The sequence below is a fragment of the Nocardia brevicatena NBRC 12119 genome, from assembly GCF_000308495.1.
GTDB classification, from domain to species: domain Bacteria; phylum Actinomycetota; class Actinomycetes; order Mycobacteriales; family Mycobacteriaceae; genus Nocardia; species Nocardia brevicatena.
This window is the reverse complement of record NZ_BAFU01000078.1, coordinates 39,074-58,742: the sequence shown is the minus strand read 5'-3', so window position 1 is coordinate 58,742 and position 19,669 is coordinate 39,074. Positions and strand designations below refer to the sequence as shown.

Annotated in this window: 19 protein-coding genes; 8 read left to right on the top strand and 11 right to left on the bottom strand. The window is 68.9% G+C overall.

Annotation, left to right across the window (positions count from 1 at the left end):
* Positions 1-65: 65 nt before the first annotated feature.
* Positions 66-1,259, top strand: coding sequence for an acyl-CoA dehydrogenase family protein (locus ON20_RS22505; RefSeq protein WP_051163112.1), 1,194 nt, complete (start codon positions 66-68; stop codon positions 1,257-1,259).
* Here ON20_RS22505 and ON20_RS22500 read toward each other — a convergent pair.
* Positions 1,240-2,220, bottom strand: coding sequence for a bile acid:sodium symporter family protein (locus ON20_RS22500; protein WP_040838348.1), 981 nt, complete (start codon positions 2,218-2,220; stop codon positions 1,240-1,242). The genes ON20_RS22505 and ON20_RS22500 overlap by 20 nt on opposite strands.
* Positions 2,221-2,302: 82 nt before the next feature.
* On the opposite strand from ON20_RS22500, the gene ON20_RS22495 reads away from it, so the two are divergent.
* The gene (locus ON20_RS22495; protein ID WP_040838347.1) at positions 2,303-3,178 is read left to right on the top strand and encodes a LysR family transcriptional regulator; all 876 of its coding nucleotides are present in this window, start codon (positions 2,303-2,305) and stop codon (positions 3,176-3,178) included.
* 179 nt (positions 3,179-3,357) lie between these two features.
* On the opposite strand, the gene ON20_RS22490 is transcribed toward ON20_RS22495, so the two are convergent.
* Positions 3,358-3,765 (bottom strand): ArsR/SmtB family transcription factor, encoded by a 408-nt coding sequence (locus tag ON20_RS22490; protein WP_040838346.1) that lies wholly within the window; start codon positions 3,763-3,765, stop codon positions 3,358-3,360.
* Positions 3,765-4,421 (bottom strand): SRPBCC family protein, encoded by a 657-nt coding sequence (locus ON20_RS22485; protein ID WP_040838344.1) that lies wholly within the window; start codon positions 4,419-4,421, stop codon positions 3,765-3,767. The genes ON20_RS22490 and ON20_RS22485 overlap by 1 nt, the downstream gene beginning before the upstream one ends.
* Positions 4,422-4,783: 362 nt before the next feature.
* Between ON20_RS22485 and ON20_RS22480 the strand changes: the two genes are divergently transcribed.
* From ON20_RS22480 to ON20_RS22465, 4 genes are all read left to right on the top strand, one after another.
* Positions 4,784-5,449, top strand: a complete 666-nt coding sequence (locus ON20_RS22480; RefSeq protein ID WP_040838342.1) for an ATP-binding cassette domain-containing protein — start codon at positions 4,784-4,786, stop codon at positions 5,447-5,449.
* Positions 5,446-6,324 (top strand): metal ABC transporter permease, encoded by an 879-nt coding sequence (locus tag ON20_RS22475; protein WP_040838339.1) that lies wholly within the window; start codon positions 5,446-5,448, stop codon positions 6,322-6,324. Before ON20_RS22480 ends, ON20_RS22475 begins: the two co-directional genes overlap by 4 nt.
* Positions 6,267-7,064, top strand: a complete 798-nt coding sequence (locus ON20_RS22470; RefSeq protein WP_040838338.1) for a substrate-binding domain-containing protein — start codon at positions 6,267-6,269, stop codon at positions 7,062-7,064. Before ON20_RS22475 ends, ON20_RS22470 begins: the two co-directional genes overlap by 58 nt.
* 448 nt (positions 7,065-7,512) lie before the next feature.
* Entirely contained in the window at positions 7,513-8,112 is a 600-nt protein-coding gene (locus ON20_RS22465) for a GNAT family N-acetyltransferase (RefSeq protein ID WP_218002590.1), read from the top strand.
* Here ON20_RS22465 and ON20_RS22460 read toward each other — a convergent pair.
* Together ON20_RS22460 and ON20_RS22455 are read right to left on the bottom strand one after the other, a co-directional pair.
* Entirely contained in the window at positions 8,090-9,127 is a 1,038-nt protein-coding gene (locus ON20_RS22460) for a hypothetical protein (protein WP_218002589.1), read from the bottom strand. The two genes, ON20_RS22465 and ON20_RS22460, sit on opposite strands and share 23 nt — an antisense overlap.
* Positions 9,100-10,254, bottom strand: a complete 1,155-nt coding sequence (locus ON20_RS22455; RefSeq protein ID WP_218002588.1) for an MFS transporter — start codon at positions 10,252-10,254, stop codon at positions 9,100-9,102. The genes ON20_RS22460 and ON20_RS22455 overlap by 28 nt, the downstream gene beginning before the upstream one ends.
* 416 nt (positions 10,255-10,670) lie before the next feature.
* On the opposite strand from ON20_RS22455, the gene ON20_RS22450 reads away from it, so the two are divergent.
* On the top strand, positions 10,671-11,054 hold the full coding sequence (locus ON20_RS22450) for a VOC family protein (protein ID WP_040838336.1): 384 nt from the start codon (positions 10,671-10,673) through the stop codon (positions 11,052-11,054).
* 46 nt (positions 11,055-11,100) lie between these two features.
* Here the strand turns inward: ON20_RS22450 and ON20_RS22445 are convergent, their stop codons facing one another.
* Entirely contained in the window at positions 11,101-11,532 is a 432-nt protein-coding gene (locus ON20_RS22445) for a hypothetical protein (RefSeq protein ID WP_174361918.1), read from the bottom strand.
* Between the two features lie 66 nt (positions 11,533-11,598).
* Here ON20_RS22445 and ON20_RS22440 point away from each other — a divergent pair, with 66 nt between their 5' ends.
* Positions 11,599-12,285, top strand: a complete 687-nt coding sequence (locus ON20_RS22440; protein ID WP_218002587.1) for a TetR/AcrR family transcriptional regulator — start codon at positions 11,599-11,601, stop codon at positions 12,283-12,285.
* Between the two features lie 135 nt (positions 12,286-12,420).
* On the opposite strand, the gene ON20_RS22435 is transcribed toward ON20_RS22440, so the two are convergent.
* From ON20_RS22435 to ON20_RS22415, 5 genes are all read right to left on the bottom strand, one after another.
* On the bottom strand, positions 12,421-14,373 hold the full coding sequence (locus ON20_RS22435) for an acetoacetate--CoA ligase (protein WP_040838403.1): 1,953 nt from the start codon (positions 14,371-14,373) through the stop codon (positions 12,421-12,423).
* 403 nt (positions 14,374-14,776) lie between these two features.
* Positions 14,777-15,613, bottom strand: a complete 837-nt coding sequence (locus ON20_RS22430) for an HpcH/HpaI aldolase/citrate lyase family protein (RefSeq protein WP_040838335.1) — start codon at positions 15,611-15,613, stop codon at positions 14,777-14,779.
* Entirely contained in the window at positions 15,610-16,092 is a 483-nt protein-coding gene (locus ON20_RS22425; protein WP_040838402.1) for a MaoC family dehydratase, read from the bottom strand. The genes ON20_RS22430 and ON20_RS22425 overlap by 4 nt, the downstream gene beginning before the upstream one ends.
* Before the next feature lie 56 nt (positions 16,093-16,148).
* Positions 16,149-17,309 carry an acyl-CoA dehydrogenase family protein gene (locus ON20_RS22420; RefSeq protein ID WP_040838332.1) on the bottom strand — a complete coding sequence of 387 codons (1,161 nt, stop codon included), beginning with the start codon at positions 17,307-17,309 and terminating at the stop codon, positions 16,149-16,151.
* 7 nt (positions 17,310-17,316) lie between these two features.
* On the bottom strand, positions 17,317-19,662 hold the full coding sequence (locus ON20_RS22415) for an ATP-binding protein (protein WP_083865147.1): 2,346 nt from the start codon (positions 19,660-19,662) through the stop codon (positions 17,317-17,319).
* Positions 19,663-19,669 lie beyond the last annotated feature (7 nt).

The window sequence follows — 19,669 nt, the reverse complement described above, 5'->3', positions numbered from 1 at the left end:
CTGCGGATGTCCACAAGGTCGGGCGCCGTGCCCGTTCGGTTCCGGCCGGATGGTGTGATCTGCGTATGAGTGACCCCATACGCGGTGTCGAGCAGTCCCCGACACCGTTGCAGCGGCGGATCCGGGATTTCGTTGTGCGCCAAGTCGTTCCGGTCGAGGCCACGCTCGACGCCGGGGAGGTCGCGACCTGGGATCGGTTGCGTGACCTGGCCGTGGAGGCGGGACTGTGGGCGTTGCCGCTACCCGTCGAGTACGGGGGCGGGGGGTTGTCGCTGCCGGAGTACTTCGCCGTCGCCGAGGTCGAGGGCCGCAGCGATCACGGGCCCGAGGCGCTGGGTTCGGCGTCCCTGCTCACCGCGCGTATGCTCGCCGCGCATGCGCACCCGCGGCTGCGCGAGGCGGTGCTGCCCGATCTGGTGGCGGGACGGCTCCGGGTGGCCTACGCCATGACCGAACCCGGCGTGGCCGGTTCCGACCCGGCGGCGCTGCGCACGCGTGCGGTCCGCGACGGTGACGGATGGCGGATCACCGGCCGCAAATGGTTCACCAGCGGCGCCGGCCGCGCCGATCTCGTCCTCGTCGTCGCCCGCACCGGCGACGGACCCGCGCGCGAGGCGCTGTCCATTGTGGCCGTGCCCACCGACGCACCCGGTTTCGAGGTGGTCCGCGAACTCGACGTCCTGGGCGTCGGCGGACAGTACGAGCTCGCCTTCGACGATATCGCGGTGCCGGGAACACACCTGGTCGGCGCGGTGGGCGCCGGGTCGGCCATCGCCGGGGAACGCCTCGCCCTGGGCCGCACCCTGCGCGCGCTGCGGTGGGTCGGTCAGGCGCAGCGCGCGCTCGAGCAACTGGCCGCGCGGGCTGCGCATCGCCGGCTCGGGGACGGTGTGCTGGCCGATCGGCAACTGGTGCAGCGGTTGCTGTTCGAGGCCGAATTGGCGGTGCGGTCCGCCCGGCTCGTCACCAACCGGGCGGCGCGGCTCGTCGCGGCCGGTGAACCGGCGCAGATCGAGGTGAGTCTGGCCAAGGTGTCCGCGTCCCGCGCGTTGACCACCGCGGTGGACTCGGCGATTCAGGTCTTCGGTGCCGAAGGACTCACGGCCGCCACGGGCCTAACGCGTCTGCTCCGGGTCGCTCGCGCGGCCCGAATCCTCGACGGCGCGGACGAGTTCCACATCGAGGCCACCGCACGCCGGCTGGTGCGCGTGTACGGCACCGGGGGGGAGCCGGCCGAAACTACGGGGCCAGGTCGGTGACTGCACGTTTCGCGGCGAACGACGACGCGAGCCAGGCGCAGACGATCAACTGGATCTGGTGGAAGATCATCAGCGGCAATACCAGCAGTCCGACCGGCTGTCCGGTGAACAGGACCGTCGCCATCGGCAGACCGGTCGCCAGGCTCTTCTTGGACCCGCAGAAGATGATCACGATCCGGTCGGCCCATTCGAAACGGAGACGGCGGGCCACCAGCGTGCAGGTGACCAGGACGGTGGCGAGGACTGTGCAGCATATAGCGCTCACGATGAGGATCTGGCCGGGCGAGGTCGTACTCCAGATATGTTCGTTCATTCCCTCACTGAACGCGGCATAGACCACCAGCAGGATCGATCCGCGATCGACCGATGTCGCCGCACGGCGATGCCGCTGCAACCACGGGCCGAGCCTCGGTCGCAGCGCCTGTCCGATCAGGAATGGAACCAGCAACTGTACGACGATGTACACAGCTGTGGACGGATCGATATGCGCGGACCCCGCGGTGTCGATCAGCGTGATCACGAGTAGCGGTGTGACGAACACCCCGAGGAGATTGGAAAAGGACGCGCTGACGATGGCTCCCGGGAGATTTCCCCCTGCGATCGAGGTGAAGGCGATCGATGATTGCACCGTGGAGGGCACCAGGCTCAGAAACAACAGCCCGGCACGCAGCTCGTCGGCGATTGCTCCGGAGGTGAGTGCCCACGCGGCCAGACCGATCAACGGGAACAGGATGTAGGTGATGGCCAGGATCGTCCCGTGCAAGCGCCACTGCCGGAGGCCGGCGAGCGCCTCGGACGGCGCCAGACGCATGCCGTACAGCAGGAACAGCACCGCGATCGCCAGTTTCACGAGCCACTGCGCGGCCTCCATGAACGCGCCCTGGGCGGGCAGGAGCACAGCGACCGCGACCATTCCGAATATCGCCATCACGAACCCGTCGAACGCCTGCGCAAACTTCACGCCGCCACCGTACCCACCGGTACGTTATCTGGAAACAAGATGACAGCGATAATTGTCATCGCGATCCGTGATAGGAGGTGGGATGTTCGATCCGAACCTGGTACGCAGCTTCTTGACAGTCGTCCGGGCCGGCAGTTTCTCCGCCGCCGCCGAGCAACTCGGGGTACGACAGTCGACCATCAGCGGTCACATCGCCCGGCTGGAACGGCAGGCGGGCGCGGTGCTGTTGTCACGCGATACCCACCGCATGGAATTGACGCCTGACGGCACCGCGATGGTGGGATTCGGGCAAGCGATCCTCGAGGCCCATGAGCGGGCCTACCGCTACTTCGCCGAGTCGGTGCTGTCCGGTCCGCTACGGTTCGGTGCCGCCGAAGACCTCGTGGCCCGAGGTCTGCCGCAAATCCTGCGTGGTTTCCGCGCCCGATATCCGCGGGTCGACCTCCAGTTGACCGTCGGACTGAGCCGCACCGTTCACGAGCGGCTCCAAGCAGGCGACCTGGATCTCGCCTTCGTCATGCGCCGCCCGGGAGAAACCCATGGGCAACCCATCCACAGTGATCAATTGGTGTGGGCCGGTCCGGCCGATACCGGTGATCGCGATGCCACCGACCCGGTGCCCCTGGTTGCCTATCCACCACCGAGCATCACCCGGTCTTGCGCGTACGCCGCCCTGCACGACGCGGGACTGCCCCTCCGCCCCGCATGCACGGCCAACTCCCGTGCCGGGCTACGTGCGGCGGTACTGGCCGGACTCGGCTACATCGTGCACCCCCGTTCTCTCCTGCCCGACGGACTCGTCCCGATCGGCGACCGGCTCGGTCTTCCCGACCCCGGGACCGTGGAATTCGTGCTGATCCACCGCCACAGCACCCCCAATCACGCCGAGCAGGCGCTCACCGATGCGATCCGGCAGTCACTCCCACGACTCTGGGACACCGGCCGACCATCGGGCTGACCTGCTCGTAGTCCGCGTGCTCAGGGACCTCTCGTCTCCACGCCGGGGTCTGCCATCGCGCTTGTCTCGGCGTGGCTCGGCGTGCGCTGTGCGCATGCCGGGACGAAGACGCGCCCCTCGCCGGATTACGGCAGGAAATCCGCGCTTTCCGGCACGACCCACCCGGTACGAACCCTCGGTCAGGCGTGGCGTATCTCCCGTCCGGGAGACTCGTCTCCGGGCCGCGGGACTCCGGCCGCGCGGCGGGCCCGTTTGCCGCGAGCGATCTCGGTGGCGAGGGCGTCGAGCGGCTGGGCGAACTGGTGCAATGGGTCGACGAGTGCGGCCAGCCAGGTCCGAGCCGTATCGAGACCCGTGGGATCGAGGCTGTACAGCCGTCGGGTGCCCTCCGCGCGGACGCTCACCAGCCCGGCATCCCGGAGCACCTTGAGGTGCTGGGAGACGCCGGGCTGTGAGATCGACGTGTGTTCCTGGACAGCGGTGACGATCGTGCCCGCGGGCTGCTCGCCGGTCGCCACCAGTTCGAGGATGCAGCGACGGACAGGGTCGCCGAGCGCCTCGAAGATCTTTGCCGCGGAACCGTCCATCAGGAGTCGGAGCCGTCCTCGGGAACGGCGGTGTAGGCGTCGATGGTCCGCGCGGCCGCGGCTTGTGCGGCGTTCGGGTCGTCGCCATCGTCGGTCGCCGCGTCCGCCCATTCGAGTGCCGCGGTCCGGATGAATGTCGCCCCTTCGGGTGTGGCCGGGAAACGCATCGCCTCCGCCTGATCGACCGGCGCTCCGCTCGCCAGATGCAGGCCCAGTCCCATCAGGGCGAGATCCCAGCCCACGCCGACCGCGCCCGGTCCGTATTGCGTCCAGAACTCGGGGTCGGCCGGCGCTTCGTGCGCCAGTTCGAGCTGGGTGCCGTCGGCGGTGGCGGTGAGCTCGAGGGTCAGCCAGGAGACCCGGTTGTCCATCTCCCATGTCACCGCGAACCGTTCCGGTGCGTCGCACTGTTCGACGACACCGTGCGCGTTGCCCTCGAGCCGGTAGCGACCGCCGACCCGCAGCTCACCGCTGATCGGCAGGAACCAGCGCGGAATCCGTTCGATATTGGTCACCGCGTCCCAGAGGTCGGCGCGGTCGGTGGGGTAACTGCGTCGAGCGACAGCGATCCTGGTCGGTGCCCCGTCCCGGGTTCCGGTGCGCACCTCACGGGTTACGAGCCCGGCGATGGCGGCGGGGTCGGTCAGCAGTGGCATGCCCTCTCCTTAATAAGTTTTAACTTATATTAGACCTTTGCGCCGGACGCACGCAACCGTGCGGACCCCGATGACGCCGGCCACGCTCACGAATCGCCCCGCGGAGTACCCGATCCCATTGAGCACTGCCGTGAACCGGGGTCGTCACCGGCCCGACCAGCGCCGACAGCACACGACAGCCCTGCTCACACGCCAGGTGCAGGTTGGTGCCCCCACCGCCCGTCACCGAGCGAGGGCTGTGCGCTGCGCTGCCTGCTCGACAAGCCGGCCCGCGCCGTGTCCTACGGACGGTTGTTCTCGCCGTTGTACGGATTCCGAGGGGCGGGAACTTTTCGTTCCGCCCGACCGACCAGTGATGCGATATGGGCGACAAGGCGAGAACCGGTTCGGAGATCGAGCTGTCCGGTGTGTGCTGTGCGCATGCCGGGCGGACGGTGGTGCACAGCGTCGACCTCCGGGTCCGGGCCGGTGAACGAGTGGCGATAACCGGGACCAACGGTTCGGGCAAGACAACAGTGCTGCGCGCAGTGCTCGGACTGCACCCGATCACGTCGGGGGCCGTCACCGTGGACGCGACCGTCGCGCGATCCGGGCGGGACTGGGAACGCCGCCGGCGCGCGGTCGCCTGGATACCGCAGCGGCAGGCGCCGGGCCGGTTTCCGCTGCTATCTCGGGAATTGCTCGACAGCAGTGGGGATTACGCCGCCGCGGTCGCCGCCGCCGAACGGCTGGGGGTGGCCGGATCGGTCGACCGACCGCTGCACACGCTTTCCGGCGGGCAACTGCAGCGGATGTACCTTGCCCGCGCGCTCGGGTGCGTCGCGGCGGGTGCCGGCGCACTACTCGCCGACGAACCCACCGCCGCACTGGATTTCGCCGGTCAGGCCGAGGTCGGCGCGGTACTGACCGATCTGCCCGCCACGCTGCTGGTGGTCACTCACGACCGGGCACTGGCCGCGCGGTGTGAACGCGTACTGGAGATGGCCGACGGTCGTCTGCGGGAGTTCGGCCGGCGGAGGATCGGGTGAACAGGGCCGCGGAGTTCGCCGAGCTGTGGCAGCTGGCGTCGGTGCGGCGGGCGCTGCTCGCGCTCGTCCTCGGTGCCATCGGACTGCCGATCGTCGGCGTGATCATCATCGGGCTGGACATCATGCCGGTCCGGTTCGCGATGATGCACGTGGCCCTGTTGGGGATCGCGGTCGGCATGCTGACCGGCCTGGACCCGCTGCTGTGCGCGCTGGTGGCCTGCGCCGTGTCCGGGGCCTCGCTCACCCCGCTCGCCCGCAGCCCCGGTGGGCTGTCCGGGGCGATGGGGCTGCTGATGAGTGTGGCGATCGCCGGTGCGCTGCTGGTGTTATCGATCTCGGGTGTCAATGCCAACGGCGCCTTCGAACTGCTGTGGGGGTCGATCCTGGCGACCCGACCCGGCGATGTGCTGCTGCTCGGCGCGCTCGCGGCGGTGGTGCCGCTGGTGTATCTGACCCGCCGCCGGCAGTTGGGGTTGCTGCTGTACGACCGGGAGCTGGCCGCCTGCGCGGGAGTGCGGGTGGACCGGCTCACCATGGTCCTGCTCGTGCTGGTCGCGGTGGCCGTGGCGGCGGGTATCCGGCTGACCGGCGCCCTGCTCGTGGACGCGCTGACCCTACTGCCCGCCCTGGCGGCGCGCCGCCTTGCCGGATCGCTGCCCGGCATGGTGGCGGCGGCGGTGGTGGTCGGGCTGGTGGTGAACGTGCTCGGTTTCCTGGCCGCGGTCGCGTTGGATCTGCCGCCCGGCCCGGTGCTGGTCCTGTCGGCGGGGGCGATCGCGCTCGCCGTTCATCTATTACCCGATGGGAGAAGACGACGATGGTTCTCGCCACCCGGCGGCCGCGCACCCGCATCCGACTCGGTGTCGCCGCACTGATCGCGGCCTGCTGCGCCCTCGCCGGCTGCGGCACCGCCGAGCCGGCGCACACCGACCACACCGGCCCCCGGGTGGTGGCGGCCACGAGCTGGGAAGCCGCATTCGCCACCGCCGCCGGCGCCACCGATGTGCACGTGATCGTGCCCGATTCGATCACCCACGCCCCCGACTACGACCCGAAACCGTCCGATCTGGCCGCCGTGGCGCAGGCCGACGTCGTCCTGTACGCGCGGTTCGAGGGATTCGCCGGCAAGCTCGAGGAAGCCGCCGGTTCCTCGGCGCGCACCGTCGCCGTCGAGTTGGACAACGACCGCGACAATGTGGTCGCCGAGGTTGCGCGGCTCGGTGACCTGTTCGGCACCCGCCCCGCCGCCGACGCCTGGTTGCGCGCCTTCACCGACGAATACGACAGACTCGCCGCCGAAGTGAAGGCCGCGTGGCGCGGTGGGCGGCCACCGACGGCGGTGGCGCAGACCTTCGTGGGCTTCGCCGCGCGGCTGTCGGGGGCCCAGGTGCTCGCCACCTACGGCCCCGCACCGCTCACCGCCCGCCAGGTCGCCGACCTCACCGCCGCGAAACCGGACCTCGTACTCGCCAACGAACAGATGGACACCGGCACCGTGCTATCGGATTCCGCTGCCCGCCAAGTGGGGATCGGCAACTATCCCACCGAAGGAAACGACCTGCTGTCGGTGTACCGCACCGCGGCATCCGAGCTCGTCGACGCGCTGAAGAGTTGAAAGACCCGCTCGGATCTCCTGTTCGAGCGGAGGTGGGACCGTCCGGCACGACCGCGCCCGATGTGCCGGCCGGGCCGCTCGCTCGACGCGCTGTACGACGCCGGACGCGGTGACCGCGATCGGCGGGCAGACCACCCGGCCGCGGTCGGGCCGGGCTTCTCAGAGGGCATCCGAGAACTTGGTTTCGGGTCGGCGTGTGGTGGCCCATATATACTCGTATATAGAGGAACTCCCGGTACGGCCGAGGTTACCGGACCTGTCGGTTGTCCCCGAGAGTTCCTGTGCCGGCGGCGCTTACCTGACCATGTTCGTCGTGCCCGGCCCGCTGCGAGTTGCCGAAGTGCCCGTTTCTGTCCGTCCTCGTCGCCGACCGATCCTGCGTGGATGCTGCTCGAGTCGCCTGTCAGTGTGCTTCGACCTGGCAAACGACACGCTGTAGGGAGCGGAAATGCGGTGGACGACCGATCAAGTGCGGAGAATACTCGCCGGCGTGATCAGCTGGCGACGACTCGACGAGCGCGACTTCCCCTTGGTCGCGCAATGGCTGGGGCAACCACACGTAGCGCGCTGGTGGGCGCACGAGACCTCCGATGAGGCCGTGCGCCGCGACTTCGGCCCGTCGGCGCGCGGTGAAGAGCCCAATCAGGACTGGTTGGCCCTGCTCGACGGGACGCCCGTCGGTGTGATGCAACGGTGCCGCTGGGACGACTATCCCGAATACATCGACGAGGTCGCCCCGATCCTGACGATTCCGAACTCGGCGATCAGTCTGGACTACCTCATCGGTGATCCCACACTGATCGGCCACGGTCTGGGAACCCGCATGATGCGCTCGATGCTCGACAAAACCTGGCGCGACTGCCCGGACAGCAACACCGCGATCGTGCCGGTCCATGCGGACAACATCGCATCGTGGCGCATGCTCGAAAAGGCCGGATTCCGCCGAGTAGCCATCGGCGAGCTGACATCCGACAACCCCATCGACGACAAACGCCACGTCATCTACCGAATCGACCGCCCCGACCTCAGATCGCGGTGGCAGGAATAGCACCGGCCAGGATCGCCACGGCAAGCATGAGGAAGAAGTTCCCCCAGATCAGTTCGTGCTCGACCGCGAGACCGCGTTCGAGGTCGTAGCAGCCGCCGAGCAGTCCGCCGGTACCGGGTTCCGCGCGAAGATGGTGGCCCAGCAGAACGTCCACGAGTTCGGCTGCTTCGTCCATCCGCTCGAGCTTGCACAACGCGACCGCGGTGATCGCGGCGGCGGAGGTGTCGCGGATCTCCGGATGCCAGTACCCGGCGGCCGGCACCGCGAGCAGCCGTGGCGATCGGTCGATCAGACGGTTCGCGCGGTCGCCGAAGTCCGCGCCGAGCCACCGGGACGCATCGGCCAGGGCCAACAGCAGCCACGGTCGGCTGCGCGACCAACCCACCGGCGGTTCCGAGCGCACCCGCCATCGACCATGTGACCACTCCCATGCCGGGACTATTTCGTCGTCGACACAGCAGATGTCCAGATGTGTGCGCAGATGAACGTCCGCCGCCCCTGTGATGCCAGCCCAGGCCAACAGCGGAACGGTCCCGGCCAGGCCGTCGACGCGGGCGATCACCGGTTCGGCCGGATCGCCGAACGCCGTACCCCACGGCAGCACACCGGCATGGGAATCGAGCGTCTTTCCCAGCCCCGACGCCCCGAGTCGAGCGAGCTCGACGCCCGCGTCCGACATCCCGAGTCGGCTACCCGCGGCCGCCCCGTACCAGAGCACCAGCCCGCGCGTCACCGTATCCGCCTCCGCGGCCGGCCACAGCCGCTGCACCCAGCTCTCGGCCGCACCGAGATGCGGACGGTCGCCGGTCAGCCGGGCCCGCAGCCACAACTGACCCACCCAGAATCCCGCGACCCACGAACCACGCCGACTCGTCGTCCACGATCCTGTAACGGGATCCGCGTACACCGGAAAACGTTCGCCTACCGCCGCTTCCGTCGCATCGACATGCTTCACCAGCCGGGCGAGCGCCCGCCGAAATCGCCCGGTCATCGTGTCGCCCGCTGCCACTGCCACCACGCGACCACCGCGGCCGTGACGAACTCGCCCGCGACGATGGACCACCCGACCCCGTAGGAGCCGGCATGAACGGCCGCCCCGAAAACGGGCGGACCGATGACGAAGCCGCTGAAAAACCCCGCCGACACGGCGGCGGAATCCCGCCCGACCTGTTCCGGCCCGCCGCCCGTGATCACGGCCATCATCGACACCGCGTTGGCCGCCACCGCGCATCCGCCGATGCCCACCACTCCGACCCATACCACCCACGAACCGACCCACTCGGCGCCCGCGATCAGACCGGCGGCGGCCGCCGATCCCACCGCCAGCGGACCGAGCAATAGCGCGGGATCCCCCAGGGCAGCCGATCGTCGCGTCCACCACACTCGCCCGACGATTCCCGCCACCCCCAACACCGCGATCGACCCCGCCGCCATCCCGTCCGCCATCCCGAGTTCCGTGTTCCCGTACATCGCGAGATAGGTGTTGATCGCGGAGAGTCCGCAGCCCAGCAGCACCGAGAAGACACCGAGCCGAGCTGCTCGCCGACCCGGACGCACGAAGAGCGTCGAGGGCCGGTGAGCCGGGTTCGGGTCCCGCGCGAGCAGGAATCCGGCTGCTGCGCCGAGCACCGACACCGCGGCACCCACGGCCACCGCGCACCGCCAGTTCGTGGCCGCGGCGACCACGGCCGCCGGAACACCGGCCACGAAGGCCCCGAACTGCACACCGGATTGCTTCCACCCCATGACGGGTCCACGTCGCTCCGCCGCGACTCGCGTGGCGATCAACCTGTTCGTCACCGGATTGGCCAACGCCTGCGCCAACCCCGAGACGGTGATTCCCGCCAGCAGCACCGGGTAGCTCGGGGCGACGGCGAACACCCCCAATGCCACCGCCGACACCACGAACAACACGATCAGACACCGCCGAGCTCCCACCGCGTCCACCATCGGTCCCGCCGGCAGCGATACCGCCGCCGCCACCGCGAAACCGGCCGCGACCAGCACCCCCAGCAGTGCCGCGTCCACGCCGAGGTCCTCGATCACGCGAGAGCCCAGTGTCCCCAGCAGGAACAACGGCAGCATCGACAGCGTCATCGCGGTGACCAGCGCACCCGTCAGCAACCGTTGCCGGTGCTCCACAGCCGCATCCATATTCATGGTGACGAAGTCGGATCGGCCGTGACGAAAGTTCCCGTGACCGGCCGGCTGCCGCTTCGAGCGGCACCGGTCCCGGCTGCGGACGGTGGCCTATCGCATGCTCGGCTCGTGGGTCGAGGTCGACGCCGCCGGCCGGGCAAGGTGCCGGGTGCGCGGTGCGCGGATCCCGCACCCGATCCGGATCTCGCCCATCGGTGACAGGTGTCGGCAACCGAGCCGAGGGGCGTGCGGTCCGCCGGGGCCACCGGAATCTCGTCCGGGATGTGGAGGGTTGGCCCGACTTCCCCTCCGGCCGAGGCCTTGACCTGAAGTCGAGCTGAGGTTTTACCGTGGGAGGCGGTCCACTGTCGCCGCTATGCGGGCGATGATCGTCCACCGCAGCCGAAGGAGTACCAGCGATGTCGGAAGGTGAGTTCCGCTTCACGTACTTCACTTCGGACTACGAATCGACGGTGGTCTTCTACCGGGACGGTTTGGCTTTTCCCGTGGTGGAATCGTGGGACCGTGGTGGCGGCGATCGCGGGACGCTCTTCGCCGCCGCATCCGGGCGGATCGAGGTTCTCGAGCGACCCACGGCCGACGATGCGGAGCCTCTGTTCGACCCGCGTCCACCGCAGGGCGCGTTCATGGTGATCGAGGTCGCCGACGCCGAGGAGGCCTATCGCCGAGCGATCGGCAACGACCTGCTCATTCAGAAGGAGCTGTCGAGACAGAGTTGGGGTCACCACAGCTTTTGCGTGCGAGAGCCGAACGGACTCACCCTCTACTTTTTCGGCCGTTGACGGCGAAGCCGTTATGACACCGACGTCCTGGATCTTCCCGTTCGGATCAGCGTGCGAGGTCCTGGGCGGGAGGGTGGGAAGTTGTCTGTCCGGGGTCGGCGGCCACCAGTAGTGCGGCGAGTACGAGGGGAGCCGCTGTCTGGTATCCGATCCACACCTCGCCCCCGGCGCTGCTGCCGCGCCACGCCACCAGCAGGCCGGCGAGTGTCGCCACCGCCCAGCCGCTGTCGTAGGCGGTCATGAGCCGGGTACAGGTGCGCACCGGGCGGCTGCGCGCGTACCCGATCTCTACCCCGCCACCGACCAGCAGGGCTGCGCCGCAGGCGATCATCGGCCAGGTTTCCACGCCGAGTCGATGGCCGAGCGGTACGGCGCCGATGGCGTACACGCCGGCGAGTACCACCTTGACGATGCCGTCGGCGATGATCCCCACCCTCAGGCGTGCGGATGCCGTTGTCATGGCCTGAACCTGGGTCATGGGGTTCCTCCTGGATGCAGTCACCAACCGCTGCTTTCGTAATCAGATTACGGTAATAATTTGATTATGAGAATGACGAGAGCGGAGACCAGGGAGCGCAACCGACGCGCCCTGCTGGATGCCGCGTTCCAGGTCGTTTCCCGAGACGGGTACCGCGCCAGGCTCGACGAGATCGCCGAGCAGGCCGGGATGACCACCGGCGCCGTCTACTCGCTGTTCGGCAGTAAGAACGACCTGGTGGTCGCCATGGTCACCGACTATCTGCGACCGCACTATGAAGAGATCGAGCAGGCGGTTCCCGCCGATATGGGCCTGCTCGAAGCAGTCGATGCCTTCGCCCGGTACTACCACCGCGGCTATGCGGCTCCGGATGCGCTGTCCGTCCTGTCGCTTCAGATCACCCTGCTGGACATGGGCGTGCACGACCCCGGCCTCCGGTCTCGGCTCGCCGCGTCCGTCCGGGCACAGGAGGACCATCTGATCGCGCTGTTCACCGGAAGGACACACAGGGGAGGCGTCGTGACAGCACAGCAGGCGCAACGCCTGGCCACCGCGCTCAGGGCACTGTTCGTCGGTCTCGGCCAAGGCGTTGTCCTCGAACTCGCCTCTGGTGTCGACGAGCAGTACTTCGCCGACGCCGCCCGCGCCCTGGCATCCGATATGGCGCTCATCGATCACCCAGAGGGCTCTTCGGAGACCGAACGGCCGGCGACGCCGATAACCACCGCGGCATCGGCCGAGCCGCCCGCGTAGCGGGCCTCGCCGGGCTCACGCCGGCCTCACCGCCGCTCGGGTGTTCGCACCCCGGACACCAGTACACGAAGTCGGGGCGCCGACTCCGCCGTATGCCGGGGTGTGGTGATAGGCCGCGCCGGAGACGAGGTGTGCCTACCGCTGACCGGGCGGCCGGATCCGGGTATACCAGTCGAGCAGGTCCGGATCGTCCACCGCGCTGCGCTCGACCACCCGGGCCGCATCGGCGCCCTGGAACAGCCGTTTGATCGGGACCTCGAGCTTCTTCCCGGTGCGGGTGTGCGGGACGCCGGGAGCCACCAGGATCTCGTCCGGCACGTGGCGGGGCGAGACCTCGATGCGGATGACCGCGGCGATCCGGTCGCGCAGCTCGTCGGTGAGTTCCGCGCCGGGGGCGAGGACGACGAACAGCGGCATCCAGTAGCCGCCGTCGGACTGTTCGGAGCCGATGACCAGCGCCTCGGCGATTTCCGGGAGCCGTTCGACCGCCTGGTAGATATCCGCGCTGCCCATCCGGATACCGTGCCGGTTGAGGGTGGAATCGGAACGGCCGTGCACCACCACGCTACCGCGCTCGGTGATGGTGATCCAGTCGCCGTGCCGCCAGACACCGGGGAAGGAATCGAAATAGGCGCTCCGATAGCGTTTTCCGTCCGGGTCGCGCCAGAAGTGCACCGGCATCGAGGGCATGGGCGCGGTGATCACCAGTTCACCGACCTCGCCGCGCACCGGTCGGCCCCGCTCGTCGTAGGCGTCCAGCGCCACCCCGAGATACGGTGCGGACAATTCACCCGGCCACACCGGTACGGTGCGCACCCCGCCGACGAACGCGGACACCACATCCGTGCCGCCGCTGATGGAGGCGACCGGGATATGCGCGCCCACCTTGTCGCGCAGCCACAGCGCCGAGGTCGGCGGCAGAGACGATCCGGTGATACCGATGAGCCGCAGCGCCGACAGGTCGTGCTCGGTTCCCGGTACGGCGCCGGCCTTCATACAGCCCAGCACATAGCCGGGGCTGGTACCCAGGACCGTCGCGCGCACCCGGGCCGCGATCCGCCACAGCTTGTCCGGCTTCGGATGGGCCGGGCTGCCGTCGTAGCAGACGATGGTGGCGCCTACCAGCAGGCCGGCCAGCTGGAAGTTCCACATCATCCAGCTGGGGCTGGTGTACCAGAAGAATGTGTCGTCGGTTCCGATATCCGATTGCAGGGCAGCGGCTTTCATATGTTCCAGCACGATGCCGCCGTGGCCGTGCACGATACCCTTGGGCAGGCCGGTGGTGCCGGAGGAGAAGACGATCCACAGCGGGTGGGAGAAGTCCACCGGCTCGATATCGAGCGTGGGCACCTCGGCGGTTTCGGTGGCTTCCGGCCAGGTCAGGGAATCGGGGACGGTGTCCTCTCCGCCCAACCGGGGGACCACGACCGTGGCGCGCAGCGTATCCAGTCCGGCGCGCAGGACGGAGATATCGTCGCACTTGTCATGAGTTCGTCCGCCGTAGCGGTAGCCGTCGGCGGTGATCAGCGCGACGGGCTCGAGTTGGCCGAGCCGGTCCAGGGCCGCCTTGGCCGAGTAGTCCTGGCCACAGGCGCTCCAGACCGCGCCGATCGCGGCGGTGGCGAGAAAGGCGATCACCGCCTCCGGGATATTCGGCAGGTAGCCGACCACCCGGTCACCGGGTTTCACTCCCAGCTCGCGCAGGGTGCGGGCGAGGGCGGCGGTACGGTCGAGCAACTCCTGCCAGGAGACCTCACGGACCTCGTCGCTGCCCTCGGTGGCCTGCACGATGGCCGGGCGATCGGTGCGTCGGCGGCGCGCCACCCGGTCCACATAGTTCACGCGGGTACCGGGAAACCATCGAGTGTCCGGCATTTCCGTCCCGGTGAGCACCTCGCCCGCGATATCGCCGAGCTCGAAATAGTCCCAGACCGCGTGCCAGAAGGCGGGAAGATCGGTCACCGACCACTGCCACAGGGACCGATAATCCGGTAGGGACTCACCCGTCCGCTTCTCTACGAAGCGAGCGAAATCGGTGATTCGCGCCTCGGCGACATCCTGGTCGGTGGGCACCCACTGCGGTTCCACTGTGGTCTCCTGGGTCTGTTGCTCGGTGGTGTTCGCGGCGACGTGTGCTGAGGCGTGGGCCGCGGACCGTGATTCGGGTTCTCCCACCACTGTGCCCTTCGCTTCGCTCCGGGAAGCTGCGTTCAATTGCACCACTTCCCGACGGCGCGGTCGGGGCCGCTCTCATGTCCCGGATTTCCCTCTACTCCCGATTCCGCTGCGCGAAATCGCTCCGGTCGGTCCAGACCCGGGATGCGGCCTCGACCGCCGAAGCGGGGTGCCGGGAGACGGTTTCGGATTATCGGTGCTCTGTGGTGCTCGCGTGGGTGTGGCGATGTTGATCTGTTGCGCTGTTGTCCGCTCCGAACCCGAGGCGGGCCCGGATCATCGAGGTGGAGCGCTCGGGCCGGTGAGCCTTGGTGTTTCACCTCTTTTCGGCGGTATCGGAGGAACTTGCGCGACGGACTATGTGTCCGGCGTGGCGCAGAAGAGGGGCGTCGACCATTCGGCCCTCGTAGGCGAAGACACCGCGGTGGTCCGGGGCCTCGGCCAGAACGCCGCGGGCCCAGGCGACCTCCTCCGGGGAGGGTGCGTAGGCGGCGCGAATGACCGGGACCTGGCCGGGGTGAATGGCGACCTTGGCGTCGAAACCGACCGCGACCGCGTCCTCGGCCTCGGCACGCAGTCCGTCGAGATCGCGGATATCGAGGAACACCATGTCCAGGGCGAGGCGACCGTGGGCCTTGGCGGCCAGCAGGCCCGTGGTGCGCAGCTGTCGGGCGACATCGCGGTAGCCGCCGTCCGGTTTCCGGCTCGATGTGCCGCCGAGCGCGGCGACCAGGTCCTCCGCGCCGGACATGACCGCGACGGTGTTGTCCACGTGCGCGATCCGCTCGAAGGCCAACACTCCGGCGGGGGTTTCGACCAGGGCGACCACCAGGTAGCCGGTCAGGGACCGCACCTGCTCGGCCGATTCGGTTTTCGGCAGCATCAGCAGCCGGTAGTCGGTTTCCCGGAGCGCCGCCAGATCGAGTTCGTGGTCGGGTGTACCGGCCGGGTTGACGCGCACCACGGTGGTGTCCGGGGCGAGGGGGGTTTCGACCAGGGCCTTGCGGGCGGCGGGTTTGTCCGCCGCGGCGACACCGTCCTCCAGGTCGAGGATCACCACATCGGCCACCGCTGCGGCCTTGGCGTACCGCTCGGGCCGGTCGGCCGGGCAGAACAGCCAGGCCGGCCCTGGTGAGGTCCACTCGTCCGTCATGACTCGTCCCCAGTGGGCCGCAGCCGGATCATGGCGTGGCGGATGGCGACGGCGACCACGGTGCCGTGCTGGTTGCGGCCGGTGTGACGGAAGGTGACGATGCCGGTGCCGGGGCGGCTCTTCGACTCGCGTTTGGCCAGCACCACGGTTTCGGCGTAGAGGGTGTCGCCGTGGAAGAGCGGGGCCGGGAACTTCACCTGCTCGAAACCGAGATTGGCGACCGTGGTGCCCTGGGTCAGATGCGCCACCGACAGCCCCACCAGAACGCCGAGGGTGAACAGCGAGTTCATCAGGCGCTCGTTGAACGGCTCGGTGGCCTCACTGTAGGCCCGGTCGACGTGCAGTCCCTGAGGGTTCATCGACAGCGTGCTGAACAGCACATTGTCGGCCTCGGTCATGGTGCGGCCCGGCCGGTGCTCGTATACCACCCCGGTTTCCAGTTCCTCGAACCATTTGCCGGTCTGCACCACCCGGCGCATACCGGTGGTGTCGAACTCCGCGTCCGCGGAGAAACCCGAGTCCTTCTCGGCCGTGTTCATAGCCCCAGCTCCCGTCCGATCAGCATCAACTGGACTTCCGTGGTTCCCTCGCCGATTTCGAGGATCTTGCTGTCCCGGTAGTGCCTGGCCACCGGGTACTCGTTCATGAAGCCGTAGCCGCCGAAGATCTGGGTGGCGTCGCGGGCATTGTCCATGGCGGCCTCGCTCGCCACCAGTTTGGCGATCGCCGCCTGCTTCTTGAACGGCTTTCCGGCCAGCATGAGCGCGGCGGCGTCGTAATAGGCGGTGCGGGCGGTATGGGCGCGGGCCTCCATCCGGGCGATCTTGAAGGCGATGGACTGGTTGCGGCCGATCGCCCTACCGAAGGCCTCGCGTTCCCCCGCGTAGCGGACACTTTCGTCGACGCAACCCTTCGCCGCCCCCGTGGCCAGTGCGGCGATGGCGATACGGCCCTCGTCCAGGATGCGCAGGAAGTTGGCGTAGCCGCGGCCACGTTCACCGAGCAGGTTCTCCCGCGGCACCCGGACATCGGTGAAGGCGAGCGGATGGGTGTCGGAGGCATTCCAGCCGACCTTGTTGTAGGCGGGTTCGGCGGTGAAACCGGGGGTGTCGGTGGGCACCAGGATGGTGGAGATCTCCTTCGTGCCGTCCCGCTGCCCGGTCACCGCGGTCACCGTCACCAGGGTGGTGATATCGGTGCCGGAGTTGGTGATGAACTGTTTGCTGCCGTTGATCACCCAGTGGTCGCCGTCCTCGACGGCGGTGGTGCGGGTGCCGCCCGCGTCGCTGCCCGCGCCCGGTTCGGTGAGGCCGAAGGCGGCCAGGTTGCGGCCGGTGGCCAGCTGCGGCAGCCATTGTTTCTTCTGGGCGTCGGTGCCGAACCGGTAGATCGGCATGGCGCCCAGCGAGACGCCGGCCTCCAGGGTGATGGCCACGCTCTGGTCGACCTTGCCGAGTTCCTCCAAGGCCAGGCACAGGGCGAAATAGTCGCCGCCCATACCGCCGTACTCCTCGGGGAAGGGCAGCCCGAACAGTCCCATCTCGGCCATTCCGGCGACCACTTCGTACGGGAAACTGTGTTCGGCATCGTGTTTCGCCGCGACCGGGGCCACGACCTTGTCGGCGAAATCCCGGACGGTCAGGGCCAGATCGCGGTAGTGGTCGGGCAGGGTGCCGGTTGACAGGAAATCGGTCACCTGATGCTCACTTCCTGGTCGGGGTGCCGGAGCCACTCGACTCGGCGGGTTCCCGGGAGGAATCCGTCGGAGCAGTCGATGGCGCGGACACGGGTTGGGTGGTCGACTGTGCGGCGGACGCCATCGGTGCGGCCTCGGTCGGCTTCGCCGAATCGGAGGTCGGGCGTGCGCCATCGGGGTGTTCCGAAGAGGGTTTCGGGGCCCCGCCGGCTCCGGCCGGTGCGGACGGCGAAGCAGGGTCGAAGGGCTGCGTGAGAGGTGTTGTCGCGCCCTCGGGTCCGGTCGGCATATCGGCGGTCCCCGTGGATGGCCCGGAACGGTTCGCCGCGGCCTCGGCGGTATCGGGACCGGATACGTCCGTATTCGGGTGTATCCGGGCCAGTACCTCGTCGAGCCGGACCTGGGCGCCGGGAGCGACCAGCACCTCGACGGTGCCCGCCAGGGGAGCGGTGAGGGAGTGCTCCATCTTCATCGCCTCCACCACGAGCACCGGGGCGCCGGCGGCCACGGTGCTGCCGGAAACGGCGTTGACGGCGATGACCGAACCCGGCATGGGACTGCGGATTTCGGCGTCGTGGGTGTCGAGCCCTCCGCCGCGCACGGGCTCTTCGGCGAGTTCCCGCAGTACCGCCACCCCGGACGCGCCGGCCAACCACAGGTGTCCCCCGTGTTCGACGACGCGGTAGTCGCGGCGGATACCGGCGAGGGTCGTCGTGAGTACGCCCGCGCGGAGAGTTTCGGCCGCGATCGGTACGGGTTCCCCGTCACCGAGACGCAGTTCGGCCGCCTCGGGGGTACCGCTCAAGTACACGTGCTCCACCCGGTTGCCGCCCACCAGGCGGAGGGGAACCGGGGCGGGCCCACCGAGTCGCCATCCGGACGGCACGGTCCACGGGTCGGCGGGGAATTCGGGCCATAGGCTCAGCCAGTGGTACACGGCCGCCGCGGCGAAGGCGTCGTCGGGAACCGGCGCGGGACGGAAGTCGGCGGCCCGGGTGTCGAGGAGGGCGGTGTCGAGTCGTCCGGCCGCCACATCCGGATCGGCCAACAGGAAACGCAGGAATTCGATATTGGTGGGCATGCCGAGCAGGACGGTATCGGCCAGTGCGCGGTCCAGTCTGGCCAGTGCCTCGTGCCGGTCGTGGCCGTAGGCGATGATCTTCGCCAGCATGGGGTCGTAGTCGCTGCCGACCACGCTGCCCACCTCGATACCGGAATCCACCCGGATATCCGGTCCCCCGGGCTCCCTCAGGTCGAGTACGGTGCCGCCGGTCGGCAGGAAACCGCGGCCGGGGTCCTCGGCGTAGATGCGGGCCTCCACGGCATGCCCGACGAGCCGGATATCTTCCTGTGCCGCCCCGATCCGCTGCCCGGCGGCGATCCGGATCTGACATTCCACCAGGTCCACGCCGGTGACCATTTCGGTGACCGGGTGTTCCACCTGCAGCCGGGTGTTCATCTCCATGAAGAAGAACTCGTCCGGGCGGTCGGCGGAGACGATGAACTCCACGGTGCCCGCGCCCACATAGTCGACGCTGCGCGCGGTGGCGCAGGCGGCCGCGCCGATTCGTTCCCTGGTGGCGGGGTCCAGCAGCGCCGACGGTGCTTCCTCGATCACCTTCTGGTGCCGGCGCTGCAGACTGCATTCGCGTTCCCCCAGGTGCAGGACGGTGCCGTGGGTGTCGGCGAGGATTTGCACCTCGATATGCCGGGGCCGGGTAACGAAACGCTCCAGGAACAGGGTGTTGTCCCCGAACGCCGCGGCCGCTTCCCGCCGCGCGCTCGCCAGCGCGTCCGGCAGACGCGCGGGGTCGGTGACCAGGCGCATCCCCTTCCCTCCGCCACCGGCCGACGGTTTCACCAGCACCGGGTAGCCGATCTCGGCGGCCGCCTCGAGCAGCGCCGCGTCGGTGAGACCGGGTTCGGCGATTCCCGGAACCACCGGGACACCGGACGCCGCGACCGTGGTCTTGGCGGTGATCTTGTCGCCCATCACCTCGATCGCCCGGACGGGTGGGCCGAGGAAGACGATCCCCGCCTCGGCCAGCGCCGCGGCGAAGGCGGCGTTCTCGGAGAGGAACCCGTACCCGGGATGCACCGCCTGGGCGCCGGTGCGGCGCGCCGCGTTCACCACTTCGGCGATATCCAGATAGCTCTCCCGCGCCGCGGCCGGTCCGAGCCGCACGGCCGTATCGGCCTCGCGCACATGCCGGGCACCCGCGTCGGCATCGCTGTACACCGCGACCGACCGCAGGCCCATGGCGCGCAGGGTGCGGATGACGCGCACCGCGATCTCACCCCGATTGGCCACCAATACGGTATCGAACGGCAGGGGCCGGTTCTTGTTCATCATCATTGTC

Bases quoted from the DNA above. Each gene is read 5' to 3' on its own strand.
- ON20_RS22430 (WP_040838335.1), bottom strand. From the start codon at position 15,613: ATGACGGACGAGTGGACCTCACCAGGGCCGGCCTGGCTGTTCTGCCCG.
- ON20_RS22440 (WP_218002587.1), top strand. From the start codon at position 11,599: ATGAGAATGACGAGAGCGGAGACCAGGGAGCGCAACCGACGCGCCCTG.
- ON20_RS22505 (WP_051163112.1), top strand. From the start codon at position 66: ATGAGTGACCCCATACGCGGTGTCGAGCAGTCCCCGACACCGTTGCAG.
- ON20_RS22495 (WP_040838347.1), top strand. From the start codon at position 2,303: ATGTTCGATCCGAACCTGGTACGCAGCTTCTTGACAGTCGTCCGGGCC.
- ON20_RS22490 (WP_040838346.1), bottom strand. From the start codon at position 3,765: ATGGACGGTTCCGCGGCAAAGATCTTCGAGGCGCTCGGCGACCCTGTC.
- ON20_RS22425 (WP_040838402.1), bottom strand. From the start codon at position 16,092: ATGCGCCGGGTGGTGCAGACCGGCAAATGGTTCGAGGAACTGGAAACC.
- ON20_RS22445 (WP_174361918.1), bottom strand. From the start codon at position 11,532: ATGACCCAGGTTCAGGCCATGACAACGGCATCCGCACGCCTGAGGGTG.
- ON20_RS22480 (WP_040838342.1), top strand. From the start codon at position 4,784: ATGGGCGACAAGGCGAGAACCGGTTCGGAGATCGAGCTGTCCGGTGTG.
- ON20_RS22465 (WP_218002590.1), top strand. From the start codon at position 7,513: ATGCGGTGGACGACCGATCAAGTGCGGAGAATACTCGCCGGCGTGATC.
- ON20_RS22450 (WP_040838336.1), top strand. From the start codon at position 10,671: ATGTCGGAAGGTGAGTTCCGCTTCACGTACTTCACTTCGGACTACGAA.
- ON20_RS22470 (WP_040838338.1), top strand. From the start codon at position 6,267: ATGGTTCTCGCCACCCGGCGGCCGCGCACCCGCATCCGACTCGGTGTC.
- ON20_RS22485 (WP_040838344.1), bottom strand. From the start codon at position 4,421: ATGCCACTGCTGACCGACCCCGCCGCCATCGCCGGGCTCGTAACCCGT.
- ON20_RS22415 (WP_083865147.1), bottom strand. From the start codon at position 19,662: ATGATGAACAAGAACCGGCCCCTGCCGTTCGATACCGTATTGGTGGCC.